Source organism: Streptomyces sp. CMB-StM0423 (assembly GCF_002847285.1).
Taxonomy (GTDB): domain Bacteria; phylum Actinomycetota; class Actinomycetes; order Streptomycetales; family Streptomycetaceae; genus Streptomyces.
This window is the reverse complement of the sequence record NZ_CP025407.1, coordinates 1,078,189-1,103,691: the sequence shown is the minus strand read 5'-3', so window position 1 is coordinate 1,103,691 and position 25,503 is coordinate 1,078,189. Positions and strand designations below refer to the sequence as shown.

General features: G+C 73.2%; 20 protein-coding genes, 1 tRNA gene and 1 pseudogene. 7 read left to right on the top strand and 15 right to left on the bottom strand.

Annotation, left to right across the window (positions count from 1 at the left end; all coding sequences use genetic code 11):
• Positions 1–33: 33 nt before the first annotated feature.
• Together CXR04_RS04640 and CXR04_RS04630 are read left to right on the top strand one after the other, a co-directional pair.
• The gene (locus CXR04_RS04640; RefSeq protein WP_101420622.1) at positions 34–2,538 is read left to right on the top strand and encodes a glycoside hydrolase family 95 protein; all 2,505 of its coding nucleotides are present in this window, start codon (positions 34–36) and stop codon (positions 2,536–2,538) included.
• 533 nt (positions 2,539–3,071) lie between these two features.
• A complete protein-coding gene (locus CXR04_RS04630; RefSeq protein WP_159072259.1) occupies positions 3,072–4,334 on the top strand; it encodes a hypothetical protein in 1,263 nt (420 codons plus the stop codon).
• A 95-nt stretch (positions 4,335–4,429) separates the two neighbouring features.
• Here CXR04_RS04630 and CXR04_RS04625 read toward each other — a convergent pair whose 3' ends face one another.
• The 11 genes from CXR04_RS04625 to selD form a co-directional block, all read right to left on the bottom strand.
• Positions 4,430–5,644 (bottom strand): FAD-dependent monooxygenase, encoded by a 1,215-nt coding sequence (locus CXR04_RS04625; protein WP_101420619.1) that lies wholly within the window; start codon positions 5,642–5,644, stop codon positions 4,430–4,432.
• A 148-nt stretch (positions 5,645–5,792) separates the two neighbouring features.
• Positions 5,793–6,797 (bottom strand): UbiA family prenyltransferase, encoded by a 1,005-nt coding sequence (locus CXR04_RS04620; protein ID WP_101420618.1) that lies wholly within the window; start codon positions 6,795–6,797, stop codon positions 5,793–5,795.
• A 183-nt stretch (positions 6,798–6,980) separates the two neighbouring features.
• Complete coding sequence (locus tag CXR04_RS04615; RefSeq protein ID WP_101420617.1) at positions 6,981–8,603, bottom strand: flavin-containing monooxygenase; 1,623 nt, start codon at positions 8,601–8,603, stop codon at positions 6,981–6,983.
• A gap of 265 nt (positions 8,604–8,868) precedes the next feature.
• Positions 8,869–10,038 (bottom strand): PhzF family phenazine biosynthesis protein, encoded by a 1,170-nt coding sequence (locus tag CXR04_RS04610; RefSeq protein WP_101420616.1) that lies wholly within the window; start codon positions 10,036–10,038, stop codon positions 8,869–8,871.
• Between the two features lie 575 nt (positions 10,039–10,613).
• Entirely contained in the window at positions 10,614–11,129 is a 516-nt protein-coding gene (locus CXR04_RS04605; RefSeq protein ID WP_101420615.1) for a hypothetical protein, read from the bottom strand.
• Positions 11,130–11,192: 63 nt separating this feature from the next.
• A complete protein-coding gene (locus tag CXR04_RS34740) occupies positions 11,193–11,369 on the bottom strand; it encodes a hypothetical protein (RefSeq protein WP_159072258.1) in 177 nt (58 codons plus the stop codon).
• Position 11,370: 1 nt separating this feature from the next.
• Positions 11,371–12,291 (bottom strand): peptidoglycan-binding domain-containing protein, encoded by a 921-nt coding sequence (locus tag CXR04_RS04600; protein ID WP_101420614.1) that lies wholly within the window; start codon positions 12,289–12,291, stop codon positions 11,371–11,373.
• On the bottom strand, positions 12,291–12,797 hold the full coding sequence (locus CXR04_RS04595; RefSeq protein ID WP_101420613.1) for a hypothetical protein: 507 nt from the start codon (positions 12,795–12,797) through the stop codon (positions 12,291–12,293). The genes CXR04_RS04600 and CXR04_RS04595 overlap by 1 nt, the downstream gene beginning before the upstream one ends.
• A 2-nt stretch (positions 12,798–12,799) precedes the next feature.
• Positions 12,800–13,384, bottom strand: a complete 585-nt coding sequence (locus tag CXR04_RS04590; protein ID WP_101420612.1) for a MauE/DoxX family redox-associated membrane protein — start codon at positions 13,382–13,384, stop codon at positions 12,800–12,802.
• Positions 13,381–14,085, bottom strand: coding sequence for a hypothetical protein (locus CXR04_RS04585; RefSeq protein WP_101420611.1), 705 nt, complete (start codon positions 14,083–14,085; stop codon positions 13,381–13,383). The genes CXR04_RS04590 and CXR04_RS04585 overlap by 4 nt, the downstream gene beginning before the upstream one ends.
• 118 nt (positions 14,086–14,203) lie before the next feature.
• Entirely contained in the window at positions 14,204–15,208 is a 1,005-nt protein-coding gene (gene selD, locus CXR04_RS04580; protein ID WP_101420610.1) for a selenide, water dikinase SelD, read from the bottom strand.
• A gap of 77 nt (positions 15,209–15,285) precedes the next feature.
• Between selD and CXR04_RS34735 the strand changes: the two genes are divergently transcribed.
• From CXR04_RS34735 to CXR04_RS04570, 3 genes are all read left to right on the top strand, one after another.
• Positions 15,286–15,381, top strand: a tRNA-Sec gene (locus CXR04_RS34735).
• Positions 15,382–15,423: 42 nt separating this feature from the next.
• Positions 15,424–16,734 (top strand): L-seryl-tRNA(Sec) selenium transferase, encoded by a 1,311-nt coding sequence (selA, locus tag CXR04_RS04575; protein ID WP_101420609.1) that lies wholly within the window; start codon positions 15,424–15,426, stop codon positions 16,732–16,734.
• Positions 16,731–18,527 (top strand): SelB domain-containing protein, encoded by a 1,797-nt coding sequence (locus CXR04_RS04570; RefSeq protein ID WP_267898177.1) that lies wholly within the window; start codon positions 16,731–16,733, stop codon positions 18,525–18,527. Before selA ends, CXR04_RS04570 begins: the two co-directional genes overlap by 4 nt.
• Positions 18,528–18,690: 163 nt before the next feature.
• On the opposite strand, the pseudogene CXR04_RS04565 reads toward CXR04_RS04570, so the two are convergent.
• Positions 18,691–18,927, bottom strand: a pseudogene (locus tag CXR04_RS04565) (hypothetical protein); the annotation flags it as partial.
• Between the two features lie 612 nt (positions 18,928–19,539).
• Between CXR04_RS04565 and CXR04_RS04555 the strand changes: the two are divergent.
• Positions 19,540–19,938 (top strand): imine reductase family protein, encoded by a 399-nt coding sequence (locus tag CXR04_RS04555; protein ID WP_199850391.1) that lies wholly within the window; start codon positions 19,540–19,542, stop codon positions 19,936–19,938.
• A 67-nt stretch (positions 19,939–20,005) separates the two neighbouring features.
• On the opposite strand, the gene CXR04_RS04550 is transcribed toward CXR04_RS04555, so the two are convergent.
• Both CXR04_RS04550 and pdxR read right to left on the bottom strand, forming a co-directional pair.
• Entirely contained in the window at positions 20,006–20,461 is a 456-nt protein-coding gene (locus CXR04_RS04550) for an ester cyclase (protein ID WP_101420608.1), read from the bottom strand.
• Positions 20,462–20,554: 93 nt separating this feature from the next.
• Positions 20,555–22,006, bottom strand: a complete 1,452-nt coding sequence (gene pdxR, locus CXR04_RS04545) for a MocR-like pyridoxine biosynthesis transcription factor PdxR (protein WP_101420607.1) — start codon at positions 22,004–22,006, stop codon at positions 20,555–20,557.
• 46 nt (positions 22,007–22,052) lie between these two features.
• Here pdxR and CXR04_RS04540 point away from each other — a divergent pair, with 46 nt between their 5' ends.
• A complete protein-coding gene (locus tag CXR04_RS04540; RefSeq protein ID WP_101420606.1) occupies positions 22,053–23,459 on the top strand; it encodes an FAD-binding oxidoreductase in 1,407 nt (468 codons plus the stop codon).
• A gap of 105 nt (positions 23,460–23,564) precedes the next feature.
• On the opposite strand, the gene CXR04_RS04535 is transcribed toward CXR04_RS04540, so the two are convergent.
• A complete protein-coding gene (locus CXR04_RS04535; protein WP_101420605.1) occupies positions 23,565–25,385 on the bottom strand; it encodes a SpoIIE family protein phosphatase in 1,821 nt (606 codons plus the stop codon).
• Positions 25,386–25,503: the final 118 nt, after the last annotated feature.

The following is a 25,503-nucleotide window of genomic DNA, read 5'->3' as shown; positions in this document are numbered from 1 at the left end:
CCTCCGATGTATCCAGGTGTGGGGAGCAGCCAGATGGGCAGACGCACCGTGACCGGACTGAGCATGCTTGCACTGTGCGCGGGACTCACCGTCCCCTCAGCCGCAGTCGATCCCTCCCCGTTATCCGTTGTCCCTGCCGCGCAGGCCGCGGCGGCCGGGTCCGACCCCGGGTCCGTTCTCTGGTACGACGAGCCCGCCCCCGATTCGCATGACGGCTGGGAGCAGCGGTCATTGCCGATCGGCAACGGTGCGATGGGCGCGTCCGTGTTCGGCGGCGTCGAGGCCGAACGCCTGCAGTTCAACGAGAAGACGCTGTGGACCGGCGGGCCGGGCGTGTCCGGCTACAACTTCGGCAACTGGGACGAGCCCCGGCCCGGCGCGCTGGAAGAGGTCCGGCAGCGGATCCAGGACGAGGGGCAGGTGTCCCCGGAGTACGTGCGGGACAAGCTCGGCCACGCGTCCGACTCGCCCCGGCACCGCCGCTTCGGGGCGTACCAGAGCTTCGGCGACCTGCGGCTCGACTTCCCCGGGCAGGCGGTGCCCGCCACCGATTACCGCCGGGAGCTGGACATCGGCCGGGGCGTCGCCGGGGTCTCCTACCGGTCGGGCGACGTGCGGTTCACCCGTGAGTACTTCGCCACCGCGGCAGACGGCGTCATCGTCGCCCGCATCAGCGCCGACCGGCCGGGGCAGGTGGACCTGACCTCCAGGATCGGCGTCCCGCCCAACCGCACGAGCGCGGCCCGGGCCCACGACGGGCGGATCACCGTCAGCGGCGCGCTCGACAGCAACGGCCTGGCGTACGAGGCCCAGCTCCAGGTGCTCAACGAGGGCGGCTCGCGCACCGACGGGGCGGACGGCACGGTGAGCGTGCGGGATGCCGACGAGGTGACGCTCGTCCTGGCGGCCGGGACCGACTACGCCGCCGACTACCCCGACTACCGGGGCGAGGACCCGCACGCCCGGGTGACCGCGGTGGCCGACGACGCGGCGGCCAAGGGCTACGGTGCACTGCTGCGCGACCACGAGGCCGACCACACCGAGCTGTTCGACCGGGTCGCGCTCGACCTCGGCGGGGAGATGCCCGACGTGCCGACCGACGAGTTGCTGAGCCGGTACGGCGAAGGGCCCGAGCCGGCCGACCGCGCGCTGGAGGAGCTGTTCTTCCGGTACGGCCGCTATCTGCTGGCCGCCTCCTCCCGCCCTGGCTCGCTGCCGGCGAACCTCCAGGGGGTGTGGAACGACATGGAGGTCCCGCCCTGGCAGGCGGACTACCACCTCAACATCAACCTGCAGATGAACTACTGGCCGGCCGACGTCGCCAACCTGGCCGAGACGGCCGAGCCGTTGTCCGCGTACGTCGACGGGCTGCGGGAGCCCGGGCGGGTGACGGCGAAGCAGATGTTCGGGGTCGGGCAGGGGTGGGTCGCCCACCACGCCTCCAACATCTACGGGCACACCGGCGCCTGGGACCACCCGGCGTACTTCTTCCCCGAGTCCGGCGCCTGGCTCGCGGACCAGCTCTACGACCGCTACCGCTTCAGCCTCGACGAGGACTACCTCAACGAGGTCGCCTACCCGGTGATGAAGGAGGCGGCACAGTTCTGGATCGGCAACCTGCGCACCGACCCGTTCGACGGCACTCTGGTCGCCACCCCCAGCCGCTCTCCGGAGATCGGCCCTGCGACCGCCGGCACGTCGATGTCCCAGCAGATCCTCTGGCACCTCTTCACGGACACCGCGGAAGCCGCCGCCAAGACCGGCGACAGGGCTTTCGCCAAGCGGGCGACCGCCGTGCTGGACAAGCTGGACCCGGGTCTGCGGGTCGGCTCCTGGGGGCAGTTGCAGGAGTGGAAGGCCGACCTGGACGACCCGGACGAGCACCACCGGCACGTCTCGCACCTGTTCTCCGTCCACCCCGGCCGGCAGATCTCTCCGGCCACCACGCCGAAGCTCGCCGAAGCCGCCAAGGTCTCGCTGAACGCCCGCGGAGACGACGGCACGGGATGGAGCAAGGCGTGGAAGATCAACTTCTGGGCGCGGCTCCTCGACGGCGACCGCGCGCACAAGCTGCTCACCCAGCAGCTCGGGCAGAGCACTCTCCCCAACCTCTGGGATACGCATCCGCCGTACCAGATCGACGGCAACTTCGGCGCCACCGCCGGGATCGCCGAAATGCTGCTGCAGAGCCACCTCGGCACGATCGACGTCCTGCCCGCGCTGCCGAGCGCGTGGGCGAACGGGAGCGTGGACGGGCTGAAGGCCCGGGGCGCGTTCACCGTGGGTACGACATGGCGGGCGGGCAACCCCACGGAGATCCGGCTCGCCTCGGCCGAGGGCGGGAGAGCAGTGCTGCGGCACGAGGCGTTCCGCGGACAGGTCCGGGTCTACGGCGACAACGGCAGGCCCGCCGGCTTCTCCACCGACGGCGACACCCTCAGGCTGCCGACGAGGGCGGGGGCGACCTACCGCATCGTCCCGCAGTCCGAAGTGACACTCGACGTCACCGGCGAGGCGCAGCGCCCCGGTCCCCCGTAACAGCCGTGCCCTCGGCAAGCCGGCGACCCGCTGGCCGGGGGAGGCTCGCGGACCTGCACGCCGGCCACCGCCGCCTGCTCCCGGCGGGCGGCGGTGGCCGGCCGTACCTCCGACAGGGGTTTCATAAGGCAGCGGTCCGCCGCAATGTGGGCATGGCGAAACTCCTGAGGCGGCACATATGTCAATTACCCGATAAGGCCCGCTAGTTCAGACATGTTTGCCGTGCCCGACCCGGGACGGTTCGGTTTGCTGACGGTGAATGCATTATCACCTAACGTGACGTTCCCCCCGGGTGCACCACTGCCGATGCGTTTCCACACGCAAGAAATTGCGCGGGAAGTTTGGAGAAGTTGTCAACCCAGGGCTTTGCGCTCATTCGACGATTTGCTCAGGGGCCTCGCCGGGAGGTCGCAGCCTTCGGAGGGCAGGGCAGACTCATGAGTGCGGTCAAGGTCAAGGTCCGGGTCGGAGCGGGCAGTTCCACGGATGACGGCCCGGAGGCCAGGGCGGTCCAGAGACGGTCAGCGGTGCCCTTGCTGCTGCAAGCGCTGCTGGTACCGACCGCCGCGGCCCGGGACCGTCCGGCCGTCGCCGAGCCCGGGTCCGCCGCGCCGCCCGGCGAGTCCGCGGCGACGCTCGCCGAGCGCAGGGCGCTCGCCCACACCTACGCCGTCTGCTACGCCCGGGCCGGCAAGCAGGAGAAGACCCTCATCCTCGACAAGGTGTGTGCGGCGACCGGCTGGCACCGCAGCCACGCCCGCAACACACTTCTGAACGCCGCACGTCCCAAGCTGGGCCGGAGGACCCCGCAGCGCCGGAAGTACGACGCGGAGGTCGTCGCCGCACTGACGCTCTGCTGGACCATCCTCGACCGGCCGGCGGGCAAGCGGCTGGCGCCGATGCTGCCCGAGCTGGTGCCGGTGCTGCGCCGCCACCGCGAGCTGGCCATCGACGACGAGTCCGCCGAGCTGCTCATGTCGATGTCCGCGGCGACGATCTCCCGCCGTCTCGCCCCGTACCGGCAGTCCTCCGGGACCGCCCCGCGGCTGCGGCCCGGTTCCCGGCCGCGCGGTGAACTCCCGCTGGTCACCTGGACGGAGTGGGACCACGGCCACCCCGGGTTCTTCGAGATCGCGGTCGTACGCCACGACGGCGGTACGGCAAGCGGCAGTTGCCTGCTGACCGTGGCCGCCACCGACATCGCCACCGGCTGGACCGAGATCCGGACGGTCCGGGGTGCCGGCCAGATACCCCTGGCCCTCGACGGGGTCGCGAAGAACCTGCCCTTCCCGGTGCTCGGGCTCGACTGCGGGAGCCACGGTGCAGAGATCGACGAGGCCCTGCTCCGCTGGTGCCGGCAGCGGCGGGTGACGTTCACCCATGCCCGCCCGGTCGGCCGGGGCAGCAACCACGTCGGCCAGCAGAGCTGGCGGATGCTGCACGAACTCGCGGGCGGCCACCACTACGACTCCCCGGGTGAACAGGCCCTCCTCAACGAGATCTGGGCCGCGCTCTCCCGGCTGACGAACTACTTCTACCCGCAGCAGCGTTCGCTCTCCGGCGGCGGGCAGGGCGGCGGCCGCAAGGAGTTCGAGACGGCGACCCCGTACCGCCGCACCGAGCGCCACCGCTGCGTGACCCCGGAGGACCGGGCGATCCTCGCCGACGTCTATCCGTGCCTCAACCCGGCCGAACTGCACCGCCAGGTCGAGCGCCTGGTGAACAGGCTGCACCTCATCGCCCAGAGCCGGGCGGCGCTGCGGCGCTGCCGCACCTTCGGCCCCGGCTTCGCCTGATGACGGCACGGCGAACGGCTCGCCCCCCGGCGATGCCGTAGGGGCGAGCCGTTCCGTCAGCCGGCGCGGGCCGCCGGTGCCCGCCGTGTGCGCTGTCAGTGCCGGGTGGCCGACGAGCGGTCGACGACATCCTGGTAGTCGGTCGTGATGGTCTCCAGACCTGCGGCCATCTCGTCGACGGAGCTTTCCGCCAGGGTGCGTTCGGAGTGGTCCATGCTGCGGTTGGCCTCGACGATCGCGTTGGCGGCCGGGAGCCGGACGCTCTCGTACCGCTTGAACGCGCCCGGCACGTCCTCGCCGGCGTCGGCGAGTTCTGCCGCCAGGGCGACGCCGTCGAGAATGGCCTGGGTGCCGCCGTTGGCCCCGATCGGGTACATCGGGTGGGCGGCGTCGCCGAGGAGGGTGACCCGGTTCTCGCCCCAGGAGGGCAGCGGGTCGCGGTCGGCCATCACGTGGTGCATGAGCTGCCCGCTCGACTCCAGCGCCGCGCGGATGTCGAGCCAGCCGAAGTCCCAGTCGGCGAAATGCGGCAGCAGGTCCTCGAACTTGCCGGGGCTGAGCTGCACTTCGCCCTGCCACTCCGGGTCCGCGGCCAGGCACACCCAGTTCAGGAGCACCTTGCCGCGCTCGGCGTGCGGCCGCGAACACGGGTACGCGACCATCCGGTTGCTCCGGTCGTCCGAGGCGATGATCATCGTCCTGCCGTCGATGAACTCGGGTATCTCGGTCAGGCCGCGCCACATCCGTACCGGCGTCCGGCGCAGCGGAGAGCCGTCGGGGTGCAGTTGCGCGCGGATGACCGAGTGCATGCCGTCCCCGGCGACCAGGGCGTCGGCTTCGAGAGTGGACTCGCCGCCGGAGCGGGAACTGACCTGGACGCGTACGCCGTCCGCGTCCTGCTCGAAGCCCCGCACGCGGGTCGCCGTACGGATGGCGTCGACTCCGAGGCGCGAGTGCACCGCGTCGAGCAGCATCATCTGCAATTCGCCGCGGTGGATCGAGTACTGCGGAAAGTCGTTGCCCGCGGCGATGCCGCGGGCCTCGGTCCACACGGTCGTGCCCTTGTGGTCGAGGTAGCGGTGCTCGCGGGTGGCGATGCCGGTGGCCGCCAGCTTCCCGCCCAGCCCGAGGGCGGTCAGTTCGCCGATCGCCGCGGGCTGGATGTTGATGCCGACGCCGAGCGGCCGGATCTCCTCGGCCTCCTCCACCAGGGTGACGCGCAGGCCGCGGGCGTGCAGAGCCAGCGCGGCGGCCAGTCCTCCGATCCCGGCCCCGGCGATGACGATGCCGGGGGAAGCTGTTCCGGTCATGACGGCTGCCACCTTTCTCTACGGATGAGCGTCTGTGCGATTTCTGTGGGGGAGGTCAGGGAGCGGTGAGGACCGGGACGGTGGCCTGGACGTCCGCAGGGCTGCGCCGCTGCGCGTAGCTCACGACATGTGGGGGATAGCCGGGTGGTCACCGTCCGATGACGACGAAGACCGCCAGGAGCACCGTGGCCCAGCCCATCAGCGCGGCGTGGTACGGACCGATGAGCGACTTCTTGTGCAGCGCCTCGATCGCCGCCTCGTGCGTGTTGTCGCTGACGTCCCTGATGACGGTGTACAGGAGCCGCTGGCTCAGCAGCCAGGCGGCGATCCACGGCACGAACGCCCAGGAGAACCCGAAGGTCACCCACACCGAGCCGAGGAACAGCGGGGCGCCCACGAGCAGCATCGAGGACTGGATGTACATCGTCTTGGTGAGTCCCCAGGCGACGGTGTAGGTCCTGATCCCGAACTTCTCGTCCTCGATGTAGTCCTCGGCGTGGCTGGTGACGAAGAGGGACACCAGGAGGAGCGCGAAACCCGCCAGGGCCACGACGCTGCCCCATTCCACGGCGTACTCGGAGGAGCGCAGGACGAACAGGCCGGGCAGGAAGACCAGGCTGAGCTGCAGGGTGGGGAGCTGCCAGGCGCCGGCGCCCTTCAGCTTCAGCGGGGGCACCGAGTACTGGAAGCCGAGGAGCCCGACGAAGACGGCCAGCGGCAGCAGGTCCCAGTGCCCTGTCCTGATGGCGAGGAATACGGCCAGCGCGCAGTTGATCGCCGTCGATACGCCGATGTGGGCGACGACCCGCGAGACCCCCAGCCCGTAGATGGCCTCGGACTGCCGGGACTTGTACAGCGCGTCCTGCTCACGGTCCGCCAGGGCATTGGTCATGTTCCCGATCTGCATGCCGGAGACCGAGAAGAGCACGCCCAGCAGCGTGTTGAGCGAGTAGACGTCCGACCATTCGTGCGCGCCCAGCAGGGCGGGGGCGAAGGAGACGGTGAGGATGACCGGCAGGAACTCGAATCGCCGGATGACACATGCGTACCGCACGCGAGTGGCCAGCGGAGGGCGTTGGCCGGGTGCGCCGTCGGAGTCGGTGAGCAGGGCGTCGAGTTGTGCCCTCAGCGGAGGAGCGTCGGCTTTCGGCATGGTCTGTTTCTCTCGTTCTCGGAGTGGGTCTTGCGGGTGTGTGGTGGGCGTAACCGGGGGGTGGGGCCGGGTGGGGCGCCCCGGGTGAGCGGGAGCGCCCGTCGACTCGCGTACGCCGCGCGGAGGCGGGTCGACGCCGGACGCCCACCCGGAAACCCGGTCGGCTGACGGGCTGCCCGCCCGTCAGGGCGCGGTCAGCGAGACTTCGCCGTCGAGCGTGAAGCCCTCGTAGTCCGCGGCGACGATCTCTCCCAGCTTCTCCCGGTACGCGGCGATGCCGCCGAAGTAGAAGAGCGTGCGCCGCTTCTTTCCGGGGATGTTGGAGCCGAAGATCCAGGAGTCCGTCTGCGCGAACAGGCTGTGCTCCGCCATCTCCCGGCACATGGCGGTCCACTCCTTCTCCGCGGCGGCGGTGGCCTCGACCGTGCCGGCCCCGCGCCCCCGGGCGGCGTCGATGGTCTCCGCGATCCACTCGACCTGCGTCTGGAGGGCGGGCGGCAGGTTGGAGAAGACGCTGTTGGGGCCGAAGACCGTGAAGAGGTTGGGGAATCCGTTGACGGCCATGCCGAGGTAGCTGCTCGGCTCCTCGCCCCAGTACTCCTTGAGCGAGACGCCGTCGCGGCCCCGGATGTCGATCCGGTTGTAACTGCCCTGCATGGCCTCGTAGCCCGTCGCGAAGACCAGTACGTCCAGCTCGTGCTCGGTGCCGTCCTCGGTCACCACGCCGGCCGGGGTGATCCGGACGATCGGGTTCTCCTGGGTGGAGACCAGCGTGACGTTGTCGCGGTTGTAGGTCTCGTAGTAGTCGGTGTTGCAGATCGGTCGCTTCGCGTAGAAGTCGGTCGGCATGAGCTTGCGCGCGGTCTCCGGATCCCGCACGATCTCCTTGATCTTCGACCTGATGAACGAGGCGGCGGCGTCGTTCGACTCCGGGTTGAACGCGATGTCGGCGAAGGTGCCGAACATGAAATAGAACCCGTTGCCCGCATCCCAGCTCTCCTGGAACTTGCGCTCGCGTTCCTCGGCGGAGACGCTCATCGCGGAGATCTGGCTCTCCTGGAAACCGCAGGCGACACGGGAGTTGAAAGCCTTCTTCCAGAACTCCTCGTGGTTCTCCCGGTAGTCCTCGATGAACTCGTCGCTGAGCGGCCCGTCGGCGGCCGGGACGACGTACTGCGCGGAGCGCTGGAAGACCGTGAGGTGTTCGGCCATCCTGGCGGCGGCGCCGATGAACTGGGTTCCGGTCGAGCCGGTGCCGATGACGCCGACCTTCTTGCCGGTGATGTCCAGGTCCTCCGGCCAGGCGCCGGTGTGCACCTGCGTGCCCGTGAAGCCGTCCCGGCCCTCGATGTCGGGGAACGCCGCGGTCGACAGCGGACCGAGGGCGCCGACGACGTAGCGGGCGGTGAACTCCTCGCCGTCGTCGGTCCGTACGGTCCACAGCCCGGAGGTCTCGTCGTAGGCCAGGGACTCGACGGTGGTATTGAGCTGGATGTCCCCGCGCAGGTCGTACCGGTCGACCACGTGCTCCAGATAGGCCAGGATCTCCGGCTGGGGCGCGTAGCGGGTCTTCCAGTTCCACTCCCGCAGCAGGTCGGAGTCGAAGGAGTAGCGGTACGCGATGCTGTCGACATCGGCGGCCGCGCCCGGATAGCGGTTCCAGTGCCAGGTGCCCCCGATACCGGTACCCCGCTCGAAGGCCCGCACGTTCATGCCGAGCGTGTTGCGGAGCTTGTGCAGCATGTAGATACCGGCGAATCCGGCGCCTATGACGATCGAGTCGAGGTGGGTCGGTTTCCTGGGCATGTTGGCCTTTCGGCTCGTGCTGGACAAGGGAACGGCGTGCTTCACCGGTGGAGCTCGACGACCTGCCGTCCGGCGGCGGTCATCCCGTACCGCAGCCGACGGCGCGGTCGCGTCCCGGCGGCGGACGGAATTCGGCGGCCTCCGGCGTGCGCCGGTATCCGGCGAGTCGCCGAGTGCGGGGTAAGGGAGCGCGCTCTGCCGGGACGCCGGGGTCGGGACCGGCCGTTCCGGGCAGGCGTTCGCGGATGCTGCGCATGGTGCTCCCTCAGACGTGGATGGTGCCTTCGGCGGCGACCGTGGCGTGGCCGCTGACCCGCACGCGGTCGATCTCGCCGCTGCCCGCGACGGTGGCCTCGGCGAACATGACCGAGTGGCGGCCGCCGAGCCGGCTGCCCTGGTGGATCTCCACCGTCTTCCCGTACGTCACGAGGCCGTACCGGGCGAGGTGGACGGCGAGCGCGCCGGCGGCTGAACCCGGGGCCGCGTCCTCGGCGGCGCCGTCGGCGGGCGAGAACATCCGCGCGTGCCACCGCTCGCCCTCGGGGGCGAAGCACGTGGCGGCCATGCCGGGGAAGGCGGCGAGCGCCGGGTGGCCTGGGCGCAGCCCGGCCAGCGCCGCCGCGTCGGGAAGTCCGACGAACACGTGCCGGGGACCGCTGCGGTAGACGTCCACCGGCAGGGTGGAGGCGGTGATACCGAGTGCCGTGAGCAGCGCCTCGGCGTGCTCGTACGGCTCCCAGACCGGGATCGGCTGCTCCATGGAGACGTACGCCACGCCCCCGCCGGACTGGGCCGCGGGAGTGCGGTCGACGGTGAACGGCACGACACCCGTCTGCGTCTCGAAGCGCAGCCGGTCCGTGCCCAGGTCGAGCGCGACCGCGGCCGCCGCGGCGAGCAGCGGATGCCCGGCGAAGGGGATCTCGTCGCCGGGGGTGAAGATCCGGACCCGTACCTCCGCGTCCGCGGCCTTCGGCGGCAGCAGGAACACCGCTTCTGACAGGTTCATCGCCTCGGTGATGCGCTGCATCTGCTCGTCCGTCAGGTCCGCCGCGTCGAAGAACACGGCGACCGGATTGCCGGAGAGCGGCCGGGTGGCGAACGCGTCGACGACGACGTACCGGTGCGCGGAGTCAGGGGTACGGACCGCGCCCGCGCCCCGGGCCGTGGCCTGGACCTCGAACCGGTCCCGGTGGGTGATCGGGGAACCGACCAGGGAGGCGGCCAGGTTCTCGGGGAGCGAGGCGGGCTGCTCGCCGTCCCACACCATGACCGCACCCCAGCGCTGGCCGTCCGGGTCGGCGATCCAGAACTTCTCCCGCAGCCCCTCGACGGCCTGCCAGTTGTGGACGACACCGTCCTCGTTCAGATGCCGCCTGAGGCTCTCGACCGTGGCGGGGGAGCCCTTGAGGTCCCACCACGCGATCTCCATCTTCATCGTGTCGGAACCCCTTCGCGCACGTCGGTGAGGGATGCGCGGCCCGAGACGATGTGCCCTGCCGGAGTGCTGGGGCCTCTACGGGGGGCGATCAGGGGGTCGATGACCGAGGGGACATTGCGGACCCGGGCGGGTTGACGAGGGTTATCCCATTTCGGCTGCCGGGCCACCGGAAGCCGCAGGTCCGGAAAGCCTGAATCGTTCACGTAATATCTCCCCCGTGGATTTACGAATGATGGACCGCTCAACTACCGGCCCGGCTCATGCCGCTCCACGGGTGTTCCTGTACTGCGTTGCGCTCATATCCGTTACCCCGACAGCTCTTGGAACAAGTTGCAATGTACGCACGTTCAGCCACGGATAGGTTGGGTGAGGTGCCGAGAATTTACCGACGCGACCCGGCGGTTGCAAACGTCTGTTGCCTCATGAAGATCCGCGCGTTGCCGTCGTGGTGCAGCTTTCCGGATGAAAACATTCCGATTTCCGTCACGGGCTGCGACGGCACAATTGCACGCGGTGCAAGTGTGGCTGCGCCTCGTCTCGGCGAATAAAAGAACGGAGCAATGCGGCGGGCCCTACCCGCGCAGGGTCAGCACCGCCCAGGCCGCCGTCGCGACCGCCGCGGCACCGAATTTGAGGAGGGTGAGGCGGGTCAGCAGCCGGTCGTCCCACTCCTCGCCGGTGCCGGAGGCGAACCGCAGGGCCGGGGTGGCCGCGCGGCCGAGCGCGAAGCCCGGACCGGCCGCCAGCGCCACGCCCGCGTCGTTGGCCAGCAGTACCCCCAGCGCGAGCGCGTACGGCAGGCTCGCCGACACGTAGGTCCGCACCCCGGTGCCCATCTCGAACCCGAACTGGAGTGCGCCGCGCGCCAGATGGCGTTGCAGCACGTCCTGCGGCACCTGCCGCGCGTTCTGCGGCAGCCGCAGGCGCAGCACCCCGGCGTCGCGTGCGACGGCGAGCAGCCCCAGGGCGACGGTCGTGCCCGCGCGCCAGTCCGCCGGGACCGGTGCGACCAGCCCGGACGCAAGCCACAGCACGGTGGCGGAGAGCAGGGCGCCGAGCAGCAGCCCGGTGGAGAAGACCCCCAGCACGGTGGTCTGTCGGTGAACGGCCCGCCAACCTGGCGAGGCAAGCGCGTGCGCGCTGTTCCGTGTTCAAACGGAGCCGGAGAGCGAGTAGCCGGCCAGGCCGCCGAGGATCGCCCAGGTGAGCAGGGGAGCGTACCAACAGGCCGCCACCGCACCGCCGCTGAGCACGAGCATCGGCACCGCCGGGTCGGTCAGCCGGCCGCGCCACGCCGGTCTGGCCGGTCCCGCGCCGATCCGGCCCAAGTCACGCCCCGCCGACGAGGGTGCGCCAGGTCTGCTGGCCGACGATCCCGTCGCTGGTCAGTCCGGCGCCGCGCTGGAACTCCAGGGTCGCGGTCGCCGTGAGCGCGCCGAACTTGCCGTCCACCGTCAGCGGGTAGCCGTGCTTCACGAGCTGGCGCTGGGCGGCGCTGACGGCGGCGCCGGAGTCGCCCTGCCGGACGGTGACCACCAGGTGGGTCCAGGTGGTCGCGGTGACCGTGCCCGTCGGCCGCAGCCCCTTGGCCTCCTGGAAGCCGCTGACCGCGGTCGCCGTGTCGGGCCCGAAGATCCCGTCCGGCTCGGTGGCGAACTGGTGGAAGCCCAGGAGGTGCTGGGCCGTGTACACGTCCGGGCCGCGCGAACCGTCCCGCAGCGTGGGCCAGGTGATAGCCCCCTCGCAGCCGCAGTCGGTGGTCCAGCGGCAGATGGAGCGCACCCAGCCGGAGCCGGAGTTGAAGTAGCCGTCGTGGCAACGCCGTTCGATGCCGCAGCCGCAGGCGCCGCACGCGCCGCTGAACGCCCACAGCCAGCCGTCGTACGAGCCGGAGTAGCACTGGTTGGGCCGCAGGGTCCAGGTCACGCCGTCGTTGCGGTGGAAGCCCGTGTGCGGGCCGCTCGTCTCACAGGCCGCGGCGTGCACGGTGCTCGGGCCGCAGCCGGGGGAGCAGTCGTGCGTTGACGCGTAGGAGGGGCACGCGCCCTCCCAGATGTCGTAGCCGTCCGCGTACGCCTCCCTGGCCGCCCCGAAGACGCCGAGGGCGGCGAAGCCGACGACCGTCGCCGATTGGAGCACCGTGCGCCGCCGGGGCGCCAGGCTCGGCAGCGAGGAGGTGCTGCGGCGGCGGGCCGGCCGGTCGGCGGCGCCGGAACGGCGCAGTTGGGGAACCTCGTCGAGGGTGGTCATCACGCGCTCCTCGGCTGACTGGTGTGGTGGGGGGCTGCGGCGAGAAGGTCGCCCAGCGCGTCGGCGGAGCCGAGCGGCTCGCTGCGCACGACGCGCCCGGAGGTGCCGACGAGCACGGCGAAGGGGGTCGCGATCGCGTCGTAGGCGGTGAAGAGGTCGGGCCGGTTCCCGGTGACCGGCACGCCGGCCTCCGTGGCGGGAGGTGCGTCGCCGGCGTAGACGGCGCGTACCGCGGTCGGCCCGTCGAGGCGGCCGGCCGCCGCCAGCACCTCGGCGCAGGTGCGGCATTCGGCGCTGAGGAAGAGCAGCAGCGTCTCGCGGTCCGTGGCCAGCAGCTCGTCCGCGTGCGGCGCGGTGCTGCCCGGCGTGACGCCCAGCCGCCCGGGGGAGCGGACCACCGCGCCCCGTGAGAGCTGGTGGACCTGCCGTACCAGCCCGGACACCACGAGGGCGAGCAGGGCGATGGCGACCCACGACAGGATCAGGGCGCTGGTGGTGAAGTCCACGGTCAGTGGCCTCCTTCGACGGCGGCGGCGGTGCCGCTGCGGGCCGGTGTACGTGCGCTCGGGATGGGTCGGACCATGGCGGCCGGCAGCACCCAGAGCAGGCTTGCCAGGGTGACGGCGGCCAGCGCCGCCGTGGTCCACTCGGCCGCTCCCCCGGGCGGGTCGCCGGTCCCCGCGGCCAGCGCGGCGCCGACGGCGGCCAGTCCCGCGAACGCCCAGGCCCGGCCGGCGACCCAGGAACTCAAGGGGACGTCCGAGCGGGAGCAGCCGCAGGGGCCGCCGCGCCCGGCCGCCAGGGCGTACCCGGTGTAGAGGGCGTAGCAGACGAAGATCAGCGCGGCGGCGCCGAGCACGGCGGCGAGCGCGGCGCGGTGGCCGGCGAGCAGAGCGGTGACGCCGGCGACGGCGAGCAGGCTCTCGGCCGCCGTGGCCGCCCGCGCGGCCGGCACCACGGCCCGGCGCGGCAGCAGCCGGTGGGCGGTCAGCGCGCCGGGCAGCGCGGCGGGCCGGCTCAGGTGCGCGGCGCCGCCCGCGAGCAGGGCCAGCAGCACCACACCGGTTGCCGTGGCGGCGATCAGGGACGTCACCCCACGGCCCGCAGGTCGAGCGCTTCGACCAGCGTGGGAACGCGGTCGGCGGTGGTGTCGGCCAGCGGCACGATGGTTGCCCACACCTCCTCGCCGGAGAGCACGAAGAACGGGCGCCCGTCCGAGAGCGAGTCGCGGAACAGCTCGCCCGAGGTCACCGACGCGCCTTTCCAGGGCGGGAGTTGCACGGTGTGCTCGCGGGTGGGCCGGCTCATCTCGACCAGGCCGAGCGTCGGCACCTCCTTGAGCACCGTCGCCGGCCGGGCCAGGCGGGTGCCGGCGGAGGCGTCCGGGGTGAGCGTGATGCCGTCGGAGTGCTCGGCGATGCCGAGGGTGCGCAGGAGCAGCAGCACGTCGCTGAGGGCGGCCCGGTAGAGCCGGGTGATCAGGCTGAACCGCCGGCCCTGCCAGACCACCAGCGTCGGGTTCTCCACCTGCTGCGACTGGGCGTCGTACTCGCTGGTGGTGGCGGTACGCAGCGTGCCGCCCTGGAAGGAGAGCTCGCTGTCGAACTCGGTGATCCCCAGCGACGCGGCCACCGACTCGGCCAAGTCGGCTGGTCCGGCGGTGAGTTCGTGGAGGCGGCCGTCGGCGATCACCTCGACGACGGAGGTCGCGGGCCGAGTCAGGTCGAGGTCGGCGGCGAGGCGGTACGCGATACCGTCCAACGCGCGGTGCTCGACGGCAGTGGATGACGCCACGTGGTCCTCCCGTAGAACGGTGTCCCGAACCTGCTGCGCTGACCGGTGGTCGACTCTACCCGCATAGAATGACGGTGTACATACAAGCCAGGCCGTTCGCTTCCCGGAGCCGCGCCTTTCAGCCGCGTACCACCACCGGCGACTCGCCGGCCGGCAGCACCTCGCCGATCACCGGGTGCCCCGGCACCTCGCCGGCCAGCAGCAGTCCTCCCGAGGTCTGCGCGTCGGCCAGCAACAGCCGCTCCACCTCGGGGAGTTTGCCGAAGTCCACCCAGGGCTCGACCCACGCCAGATTCCGCCGGGTGCCGCCGCTGACGAAGCCGTCCGCCGCCGCCGGCCCGGCCGCCGCCAGCAGCGGAACGGCCGCCGCGTGGATCGCCAGCGTCACGCCGGAGGCGCGCGCCAGTTTGTACGCGTGGCCCAGCAGCCCGAACCCCGTGACATCCGTGCCCGCCCGGATGCCCGCGGCCACCGCCGCGGTCGCCGCGTCCCGGTTGAGCGCCGCCATCACGGCCACCGCCTCGGGAAAGATCTCTCCGGTCGCCTTGTGCCGGGCGTTGAGCACCCCGCTGCCCAGCGGTTTCGTGAGGGTCAGCGCCCGCCCCGGCTCGGCCGCGTCCAGCCGCAGCATCCGCCCGGGGTGGACCATCCCCACCACCGACATCCCGTACTTGGGCTCCGGGTCGGTCACGCTGTGGCCGCCCGAGACCTGGCAGCCCGCCGCGTGCGCCACGTCACGGCCGCCCCGCAGCACCTCGGCGGCCAGCTCCATCGGCAGCGTGTCCCTCGGCCAGGCGAGGAGGTTGATCGCCGCCCACGGGGTGCCGCCCATCGCGTAGACGTCGGAGAGCGCGTTGGCCGCCGCGATCCTGCCCCAGTCGTAGGCGTCGTCGACCACCGGCGTGAAGAAGTCGGCCGTGGTGACGACGGCCCGCTCGGCGTCGAGGCGGACCACGGCGGCGTCGTCCCCGCCGCCCTCCAGGCCCACGAGCAGCTCTGCGGCCGGATCCTTCGGGCGGCTGCCCGTCCGGTTCAGGGAGGAGACCAGGGCGTCGAGTTCGCCGGGCGGAATCTTGCAGGCGCAGCCACCGCCGCCCGCGTACTGGGTCAGTCGAACGGTCACCCGCCGGACGTTACGCCCCAACGCCCCTGCGTGGACAGGGGGATGGGAGGGGCGTACGGGGACGTAGACTCCCTGCCGGAGGCGGGCGGGTGCCTGGTGGCCCTCACGGTCTTCAACACCGATGCGGTCGGGCACCCCGGCCGGGTGGGTTCGATTCCCATACGCCTCCGCCAGGAAGCTCCGACGCTGTCGGGACGCCACCGGGGAGGCCGGCGTTGACGGACACCAGACGCCGCGTGCCGCGTACCGACGCCCTGCTCGCCGACCCCCGGCTCGCCGACGCCGTACGGCGGCTGGGGCGCACCCTGGTCCGTCGCGCGGTCGCGGAGGCCCAGCAGCGGGTGCGGAACGGCGGGCTGGCCCCCGAAGAGGCCGCCGACGCGGCCGTCGCCGCCCTGCCCAGGAACGCCACCTCGCTGCGCCCGGTGGTGAACGCAACCGGCGTCGTCGTGCACACCAACCTCGGCCGCGCGCCGCTCTCCCCGGCCGCCACCGAGGCGCTACGGGCCGCGTCCGGCCCCACCGACGTCGAGTTCGACCTGGGCGACGGGCGCCGCGCCCGGCGGGGGAGGGGTGCGCTGGCCGCCCTCGCCGACGCCGTTCCGAACGCGGAGGCAGTCCATCTGGTCAACAACAACGCCGCCGCACTGGCGCTCGCCGCCACCGCCCTCGCCGGGGGCCGCGAGATCGTCATCAGCCGGGGTGAGCTGGTCGAGATCGGCGACGGCTTCCGCCTCCCCGAGCTGCTGGAGAGCACCGGCGCCCGGCTGGTCGAGGTCGGCACCACCAACCGCACCCACTTCGACGACTACGCGCGCGCCGTCGGACCCGGCACCGGGCTCGTCCTCAAGGTGCACCCGTCCAACTTCCTGACCACCGGCTTCGTCTCCTCCGTTCCCGTCGCCCGGCTCGCCACGCTGGGCGTACCGCTGGTCCACGACATCGGCTCCGGGCTGCTGCGGCCACACCCCGCACTGCCGGACGAGCCCGACGCCGCGACCTCCCTCGACCAGGGCGCAGGGCTGGTCACCGCCAGCGCGGACAAGCTGCTCGGCGGTCCCCAGGCGGGCCTGCTGCTCGGCCGGCGCGACCTCGTCGAACGGCTCCGCACCCATCCGCTGGCCCGCGCGCTCCGCGTCGACAAACTGACACTCGCCGCCCTGGAGGCCACCGTTCTCGGCCCCCGGCCCCCGGTCGTACGGGCCCTGGCCGCCAGCGAGGCCGAACTCGGCGCCCGCGCCGTGACGCTGGCGGCCGGGCTCGCCGAACGGGGCGTCGCCGCCGAGGCGGTGCCCAGCGAGGCCCGGGTCGGCGGCGGGGGCGCGCCCGGCGTCACCCTGCCCAGCGCCGCCGTCGCGCTGCCCGCCGCCCTCGCCGGGGCGCTGCGCGCCGGCGACCCGGCCGTCGTCGGCCGCGTCCACGGCGACCGGCTGCTGCTCGACCTGCGGACCGTTCCCGAGGAGGACGACGCGACGCTGCTCGCCGCCGTTCTCGCCGCGGCGGCCCCGCCGCCGGAGGAGGCGTGACCGCGGCCCCCGGCCTGGTGATCGCGACGGCCGGCCACGTCGACCACGGCAAGTCGACGCTGGTACGCGCCCTCACCGGCACCGACCCCGACCGGCTCGCCGAGGAGCGGCGGCGCGGCCGCACCCTCGACCTCGGCTTCGCCTGGACCACCGCGCCCGGCGGGCGCGCCCTCGCCTTCGTCGACGTGCCCGGCCACCACCGCTATCTGGCCACCACCTTCGCCGGGATCGCCACCGCGCCCGCCGTGCTGCTCGTGGTCTCCGCCGACGAGGGCTGGCGCCCGCAGACCGCGGAACACCTCGCCGCGCTCGACGCGTTCGGCGTACGCACCGGGCTGCTGGCCGTCACCCGCGCCGACCTCGCCGACCCCGCGCCGGCCCTCGCCGAAGCGGTGGAACGGACCGCCGGCACCGGCCTCGCCGGCGCGCCCGCCGTCGCCGTCAGCGCCCGCACCGGCGAGGGGCTCGACCGGCTTCGCCGCGAACTCGGCGCGCTGGCCGCCGCCCGGCCGCCGCCCGATCCGGCGGCCCCCGTACGCCTGTGGCTCGACCGGGCGTTCACCATGGCGGGCGCCGGCACGGTCGTCACCGGCACCCTGGCCGCCGGCACCCTCGCCGGGGGCGACACCCTGCACCTCGCCCCCGCCGGCCGCACCGTGCAGGTACGCGGCCTGCACAGCCTCGGCCACGCCGTTCCCCGGGTGACCGGCCCCGCCCGCGTCGCCGTCAACCTCCGCCGCATCGCCGCCGACCAGGTCCGCAGGGGCAACGCGCTGCTCACCCCCGGGCGTTGGTGGACCACGGACCTCGTGGACATCCGCTACGAACCGAGGTGCGGGACGGACGACGGCGGTGCGCCTCCCCGGCTGCCCGCCGAACCCCTGGTCCACTGCGGCACCACCGCGACCAGCGCGCGGCTGCGGCTGCTCGGCCCGGCCGCCGCCCGCCTCGCGCTCCGCACCCCGCTGCCGCTCCACGTCGGCGACCGGCTGCTGCTACGCGACCCGGGCTCCCGGCTGCTGCTCGGCGCCACGGTGCTGGACCCGGAGCCGCCCCCGCTGACCGGCCGGGGAGCCGCCGCCACCCGCGCGCGCCTGCTGGCCGGCATCGCCGAGCCGACCGACCCCGCGGGCCGGCTGGCCGCCGTCGGCCTGGGCGAACGCGGCCGGCTCGCCATGCAGGGCTACGCCGTGGCCGCAGACGGCGAACGCTGGCTGCTCGACCGAGGGCACGCGGAACGGCTGGCTGCCGCCCTGGCCGCGGCGGTGAAGGAACACGCCGAGGCCCACCCCGCCGACCCCGGACTGCCGGTCGCCCGGGCCCGTCGGCTCCTCGCGCTGCCGCCGGACACCGCCTGGGACGCCCTGGCCGCCGTGTCCGGTGCCGCACTGATCCTGCGCGACGGCAGGCTGTACCGCGCGGACGAGGCGGACCGGCTGCCCGCGGCGGTCGCCGCCGGGTTGCAGGGGCTGCTCGCCGAGCTGCGGTCCGCCCCGTTCCAGGCCCCCACCCGGCGGCGTCTGAACGAACTGGGCCTCGACGCCGAAGCGTTGAGCCTGCTCGTACGCCGCGGCGCGCTGGAGCGCGTGGGCGCGGTCTACCTCCCCGCCGGGTCCGTGGGCCGTGCGGCCCGCGAACTCGCGGGGCTGCCCCAGCCGTTCACGGTCGGCGAGGCCGCCCGCGCCCTCGCCGTCAGCCGCCGCGTCGCGATCCCCCTCCTGGAGACCCTCGACGAGACCGGCCACACCCACCGCCACCCGGACGGCCGCCGCGTCCTCACGGACGACGGCTGAGGGTTGCCGCCACGCTGCCGAGGCGGCCCCACCGAGCAACTGCCGGACCAGGTCGCGGATGCGGTCTCCTTTTCCAGGCGGGGGCCTTCCCCGGCGAAGGACAGCTCCCGGCCGTCCCGGAGGCCGGACACCCCGATGAGGGAGAGCACGCACATGAAGATCATCAGCGTGGCCAGTACCCAGGAGGTCGAAGCCCGCCCCCGCGCGGGCGGCGACGTCCCACCATGAAGCCCGAGTACGGGCTGCCGGAACGGGTCTCGGAGTGGTGCACCGCACCGCCCACCCGGACCATGCGCCGTACGAACTCGTCGAAGATCCCGCGGACGAGCTGGGCCGTGCCGTCGAGCGAGAAGGAGGTCATGCAGGGGCCGACGAGACCGGCGGTCGGATTGCCCCCGAGGAACCCGAACCGCTTCCCGCAACCGCCGCTCCACCACGCTCACCCGGGGCTGGGGACGGTGAATGTGGATCTCGACCAGCCCGGTGTCCCTGGCGTAGCTCAGCAGCCTGGACACCGTGGAACGCGAGGTCCCCAGTTCCTTGGCGATCGCGCCCATGGTCGCGCGCTGAAGGTAGTACTGCTGGGCGACGCGAAGGGCGGTCTCGACCCTGCCGTCCGCCGGGACTCCCGGCGTCTCCGGCTCGTACCGGTCGGGATCCCGATCCTGGTGCAGCGGCCGACGAGGCGAATCCCCGGGCATCTCCGCCACCGTGCCGGCCGCGGCCGAAGATCCGGCCGCCTGTTACGCGGCGGGCCGTTCTGCATAGCGGCCCGCCGCGGCCGGATTGTGCGGAGAGGCGGGGCACACGCCGCGTCACGCCGGAGTACCTCAGCCGGGGCCGGCGCCGGTCGCGGGCTGCGCTTCCGGCGGGGGCACGGGGGCGGTCCTGGTGAGTGCCGCGTGCCGGTAGTCGCGTGGCGTCAGGCCGCAGGCGGCGCAGAACGCGCGGGTGAAGACTTCGTGGTGCCCGAACCGACGCGGCTCGCCACCCGGTGGACAGGGACGGCCCGTTGCGCCGGATCGCCGAGTATCAGCCGGGCCCGTTCCAGGCGCTGACGGCGGATCCGGCCGCCGACCGCGGCTCCGGGTACGTGCGTCCGGAAGAGGCGGTGCAGGTAGCTCGGCGAGATGTGCGGTTCAGCGAGAAGTGGCTGGACATGATTAAGTCCCTGCTGCCTGTCTACGCCCGGGAAATCGACAGCGGTGACTACAGCGATGCCGCCTCCTCGGTCGGCCTCTTCGTCGCGGGCGCGGCCCACGACGAGGAACTGACCAAGGAGACGAACGTCGACACCACCTGGCTCGCCCCGCTGCACGACCTGGTGGAGAGGGCGGCCGCGGCCGGCCACGCCGAGCACAGCATCTCGGCCCTGACCGAAGTGCTCAGGGGCCGGGCGCGGAAGGCGTAGCACAAGGGCCGTCGCCCCGGCCGGCCGCGAGCGGGCCGGCGGGCTCCCGGGCAGGGTTCGCGAGGGGCTACGCGTCCGGGGCGCGGGACGCGTCGGCCCCGTCGAGCTGCCGCATCAGCGTCTCCGTGTCCGAGTAGATCCACTCCTCGGCGATCCTGCCGGCCGCGACGCGGTACAACTCCGCACTCGTGTACTCCACCCGCCGGCCGGTGGCCGGGATGCCCCGGAACTCGCCCTCGTGCGTGCCCTGCATCGTGAGCAGGACCGCGACGCGGTCGTCCGAGCCGAAGATGTCCTCGATCCGGACCTGGAAGTCGGGGAAGGCCGCGTGCATCACCGACACGTTCCGCCGCCAGGCGTCACGGCCGTGCATCTGGAACGGCATCCCCGCGATGTTGATCACGAAGTCCTCGGTGAGCATCTCGGTGCCCGCATCGAGGTCCTTCCGGTTGAGGGCGGCGAACGCGTCGCGCAGCAGCTCGACGGCGGCCTGGCCGGACCGGTGACTCGCAGACGTACCCATGAAGTTCCTCCTCGGAGGCGGTGGCCGGCCGCGCCGGCCGCGTGTCACCAGGAGAAACGCTGACGTCGCGACAAGGTCAAACGCGCCGGCCGTCTATGGGGCGGCGCCCTGCGAGCCGCGGACGTCCGCGACCGCCTGGGCCAGGCCGGCGATGCCGCCCGCGATGGCGCGCTCGGAGAGCGTCGCGTAGCCGAAGATCAGGCCGCCGGGGCCGGCCGGGTCGAGGCGGTAGCGGGCGACGCCGCGCAGCGCGACGCCGCGGCGGGCGGCCGCGGCGACGACCGCCGCCTCGTTGAGGTCCGGCGGCAGCCACGCCACCACGTGCTGCCCTGCCGCGACGCCGGTGGGGGTCAGCTCCGGCAGACGGGCGCCGAGCGCCGCCAGCAGGGCGTCGCGGCGGCGGCGGTAGACGGGCCGCATGCGGCGCAGATGGCGGTCGAACTCGCCGCGGGCGAGGAAGTCGGCGAACGTCAACTGGTCGATGACCGACGAGCCGCGGTCGGCGAGCAGCTTGGCCCGTGCCACGTCGTCCACGAGGTGCGGCGGCACCAGCATCCAGCCGAGGCGCAGCCCGGGTACGAGGGTCTTGCTGGCCGTACCGCAGTAGACGACGTGGTCGGGCGCGAGGCCCTGGATGGCGCCGACCGGCGCGCGGTCGTAGCGGTACTCGGCGTCGTAGTCGTCCTCGATCACCAGCGCCCCGCGCCGCTGCGCCCAGCGGATCACCCGCGCGCGGGCCGCCGCCGACAGCACCCCGCCGGTGGGCCACTGGTGCGAGGGCGTCAGCACCACGGCGTCGGCATCGGCCTTCTCCAGCTCCTCGACGCGGATGCCGTCGGGACCGACCGGGATGCCCACGACGTCCAGCCCGGACGCGGCAGCGAGCGGGCGCGCGTCGTCGTCCGGCGACGGATCCTCGACGGCCAGCCGGCGGGCGCCCCGGGCGGCGAGGACCTGGACGAGCAGCGAGACGCCCTGGCCGAACCCGCTGCAGATCACGGTGTGCCGGGGCCGGGCCGAGGTGCCGCGGACGCGGTTGAGGTAGTCGGCCAGCGCCTGGTGCAGCTCGGGGACGCCGCGGCCGTCGAGATAGGCGAACCGCTCGTTGGGCGTGGCGGCGAAGACGGTACGCACCGAGCGCAGCCACGCGGCGCGGGGGAACGTGGAGACGTCGGTGTGCCCGTACCCGAAGTCGACGGCCGGCGCCGCGCCTTGGGCCCGCGCGGGGGCAGCGGGTGCGGCGCCGCCCGCGGTCCCGCCCTGCTCCAGCGCGACCTGGGTGTAGCCGCCGGCCCGGCTGGTCAGATAGCCCTCGGCGACGAGCTGCTGGTACGCCTCGACCACCACCCCGCGCGACACCCCGAGGCCGGCGGCCAGCGTGCGGGTGGGCGGCAGCGACGCGCCGTGCCGCAGCCGGCCGGCCCGCACGCTCTCCCGGATCGACGCCGCGACCTGCCGGTGCAGCGGCTCGGCGCGGGTGCGGTCCCGGTCCAGCTCGATGAGCAGGTCCTCGGCGGTGCTGGAATTGGTCCGTATTCGGGGCATGGAATCGGACCTTACCGTGGGTACCGATCCGCGTCAGGCTCGGAGCATGACGACAGCGACACACGCCCGTACCGGCACAGGCCACTCCCTCTCCCGTTTCGCCGCCCGCCTCGACGGCCGGCTCCTCGCCCCCGGCGACGCCGGGTACGACTCCGCCCGTACCGTCTGGAACGCCATGGTCGACCGCCGCCCCCGGAGAATCGTCCAGGCCGCGAGCGCCGCCGACGTGCAGGCCGCGGTGCGCTTCGCCCGCGACCACGACCTGGAGATCGGCGTCCGCTGCGGCGGGCACAACGTGGCCGGCTTCGCCGTTCCGGACGACGGCCTGATGATCGACCTGACCCCCATGGGCGGCGTGCGCGTCGACCCGGTGCGGCGGCGGGCCCGTGTCCAGGGCGGCGCGCTGCTCGGCGCGCTGGACCGGGCCACGCAGCCGTACGGCCTCGCCACCACCGCGGGGAACGTCTCGCACACCGGCGTCGGCGGGCTCACGCTCGGCGGCGGCATGGGATGGCTGGCCAGGCAGTACGGGCTCGCGTGCGACAACGTCGAGTCGTACACCGTGGTCACCGCGGACGGCGGGATCGTGACGGCGGGCAGGACGGAGCACCCGGAGCTGTTCTGGGGGCTGCGCGGGGGCGGAGGCAACTTCGGCATCGTGACCGGGTTCGAGTTCCGGCTGCACCGGACGGGCACGCGGACGCTGGTCGCCGAGTTCGACTTCCCCGCGGAGGACGCCGTGCCGGTGCTGGAGGGCTGGCGGGACCTGAACGCCGGGGCGCCGCGCGAGGCGAGTTTCTCGGCCTCCGTCGCCGACGGTCCGGCGGGCGCCGGTCCGGTGGCCACCGTCGGGTTCGTGTGGGTCGGCGACCCGGAGCGGGGGCGGGCGCTGCTGCCGGCGCTGCGCGCGCTCGGCCGGCCGGCCGCGACGCGGATCACCACGCCGTCGTACCTGGAGCTGCAGACCAGCATGGACTCCAGCGGCGGCCACGCCTACCGCCGCTACTCCTCCGCCCACTACCTGCGCGACTTCCCCACCTCGGCGATCGAGCGGTTCCTGCTGCGCGGGGCGGTGGACCTGCGGGGCGCCGGCTCCGGTGCCGGCCTGCCCGGGGTCGGGCTGCAGGCGCACGGCGGGGCCATCGCCGACGTCCCCGACGCGGACGCGGCGTTCAGCCACCGCGGCACGATGTTCGAGTTCGGCGCCGGGTCGCGCTGGACGGACGAGGCCGAGGACGACGCCCGGATGGCCGCCGCCCGCGCCGCGGGCTCGGCGCTCGCGCCGTACGCGAACGGCGTCTACGTCAACTCCCTCACCGCCGACGACGGCCACCGCGGCATCCGCCGTGCCTTCCCGGCCGCCAAGCTGGCCCGGCTGACCGCACTGAAGGGGGTCTGGGACCCGCACAACGTCTTCCACCTCAACCAGAACATCCCGCCGGCCGCCCCGTGAGCCCGCGCCGGGCCGCGTCGCGGGACGGCGAGGACGGCGAGGACGGCGAGGAAGGGGCAGGCCCCGGCGGAGACCGCGGCGTTCGCGGGACCCCGCGGCCGCGGCTCACCGCGCCGGGGCCTCCGCGTGCAGCACCACCACGGCGAGGTCGTCCTCCACCGGCTCGGGGCTGAAGTCGTGGGTGGCCTGGCGGACCCGTTCTGCCACCGCTATCGCGCCCATGCCCGCGCAGTCGCGGAGGATCGCGGCGAGGCCGTTCCCGTCATCGAGGAGCCGCTGGCCGTCGCGGCGCTCGGTGACCCCGTCGGTGACGCACAGCAGGGTCTCGCCGGGGGCGAGCCGGAAGGTGTCGGCGCTGAACTCGGCGTCCTCGTCGATGCCGAGCAGCAGTTGGGAGCGGACCACGGAGCCCACTTCCCCCTCGGCGGTCATCCGCAGCGGCAGCGGATGACCTGCGCTGGCGAGGCGGCACTGGGCGCCGCCCGCACTCGGGTCGGGGGTCAGCTCCCCGTAGACCATGCTGAGGAAGCGGGGCCGGGCCGCCTCGCCCCTGGCGCTCACCGCCTCCGCGGCGTCCTCGGCCATCATCGCGTTCAGCCAGCGCAGCACGGACTCCACGCCGTGGCCCTCGCGGGCGAGCAGCCTCACCAGGTGGCGCGTCAGGCCGGTGACCGACATCGCCTCGACGTCCTTGCCCTGCACATCGCCCAGGAGGAAGCACCAGCGGCCGTCGCCCGTGGGGAAGAGGTCGTAGAAGTCGCCGCCGACGGTCTGCCCGCTGGCGTGGGGCTCGTAGACGATGGCCGACTCCATGCCGGGGAGCCTGCCCAGCGTGGACGGGAGCTGGCGGCGCTGGAGGGCGCGGCTGATGCTCGTCTGGCGCGTGTACTGGCGGGCGGTGACCAGGGCCTGCGCGACCTGGCGGGAGACGTCCTCCACGATGTGGGCCACGGAGTCGGTGATCTCGGGCGGTCCCGCCTGCCCGATCAGCAGGGTGCCGCGGTACGTCCCGCCGGAGACCAGCGAGAACGCCAGCGCAGAGCCGCCGTCCTCGGTGCCGGCGCTCTGCGGCCAGGGCCAGGGGGTGCCCGTGGTCCACAGTTTCGGCGGCGGTGCCTCCGGCTCCAGGTCGCCGCGGAGCGGGGCGATGCGCTGCTCGTCCGCGTGCCAGACGCTGGTGAGCCGCATCCCGCCGTCCTCTTCGAGCAGCCACACGGCGCACCAGTCGGCGAGCCTGGGCACCATGAGCTGGGTGGCCAGGGCGGCGACCATGTTCTCGTCGAGCTGCCCGGCCAGCAGTTCGCTGGCTTCGGCGAGCAGTGTCCCGCCGCGGCCGCCCCCACCGCCCCCGGCCTGGCCGCGGTATTCGGTACGGGCGAGGGGGTGGGCCAGCTCCGTGGCCTGGAGCTGCTGGTAGAGCACCGGGCTGAGCGGGCCGACCGGCACCTTCGTCTCGCCCGGGGTGGGGAGGGCGAGCCGGCACCACACCGCCTTCTCGGTGTGCCGGTAGGTGACCCCCCACGCGTCGGCGAGGGTCGACACGATCTGGAGTCCCAGGCCGCGGCCGGTGCCCGTGCCGTCGGTGGCGCCCGGCACGGTGGCGGTCGGCTGCCGGTCGTACACGTCGATCCTGGCGCCGGTCAGCGCGTCGTCCGCCTCCGGGTCCGTCTCCACCCGGCAGAACAGTTCCATCGGGGTGCCGGCGTGGATCAGCGCGTTGGTGACCAGCTCGCCGACGAGCAGCGCGGCGTCGTCCGCGAGCTCCTCGGTGCGCGGACCGAGGGAGGAGGTCGCCAGCGCCCGCTCGGTGATCACCGCGCGTACGAACGCACGGGCCCGGGCCGGCGACCGCCGGTCGGCCGGGAGTTCCGTACGAACGCCGGACCCGTCCTGCGCGCCCGGCCCGCCCGAAGAGACGGCCTGCACAAATGGCTCCTGTCTGATACCTCATCGTGACAAAATCTAATATAGTAGACAAAAGTCCCTTGAGGTGAGGGGCAGGACCCGAACGGTCCGGCCGGCCGCAGGCCATGCAGAAACGTGC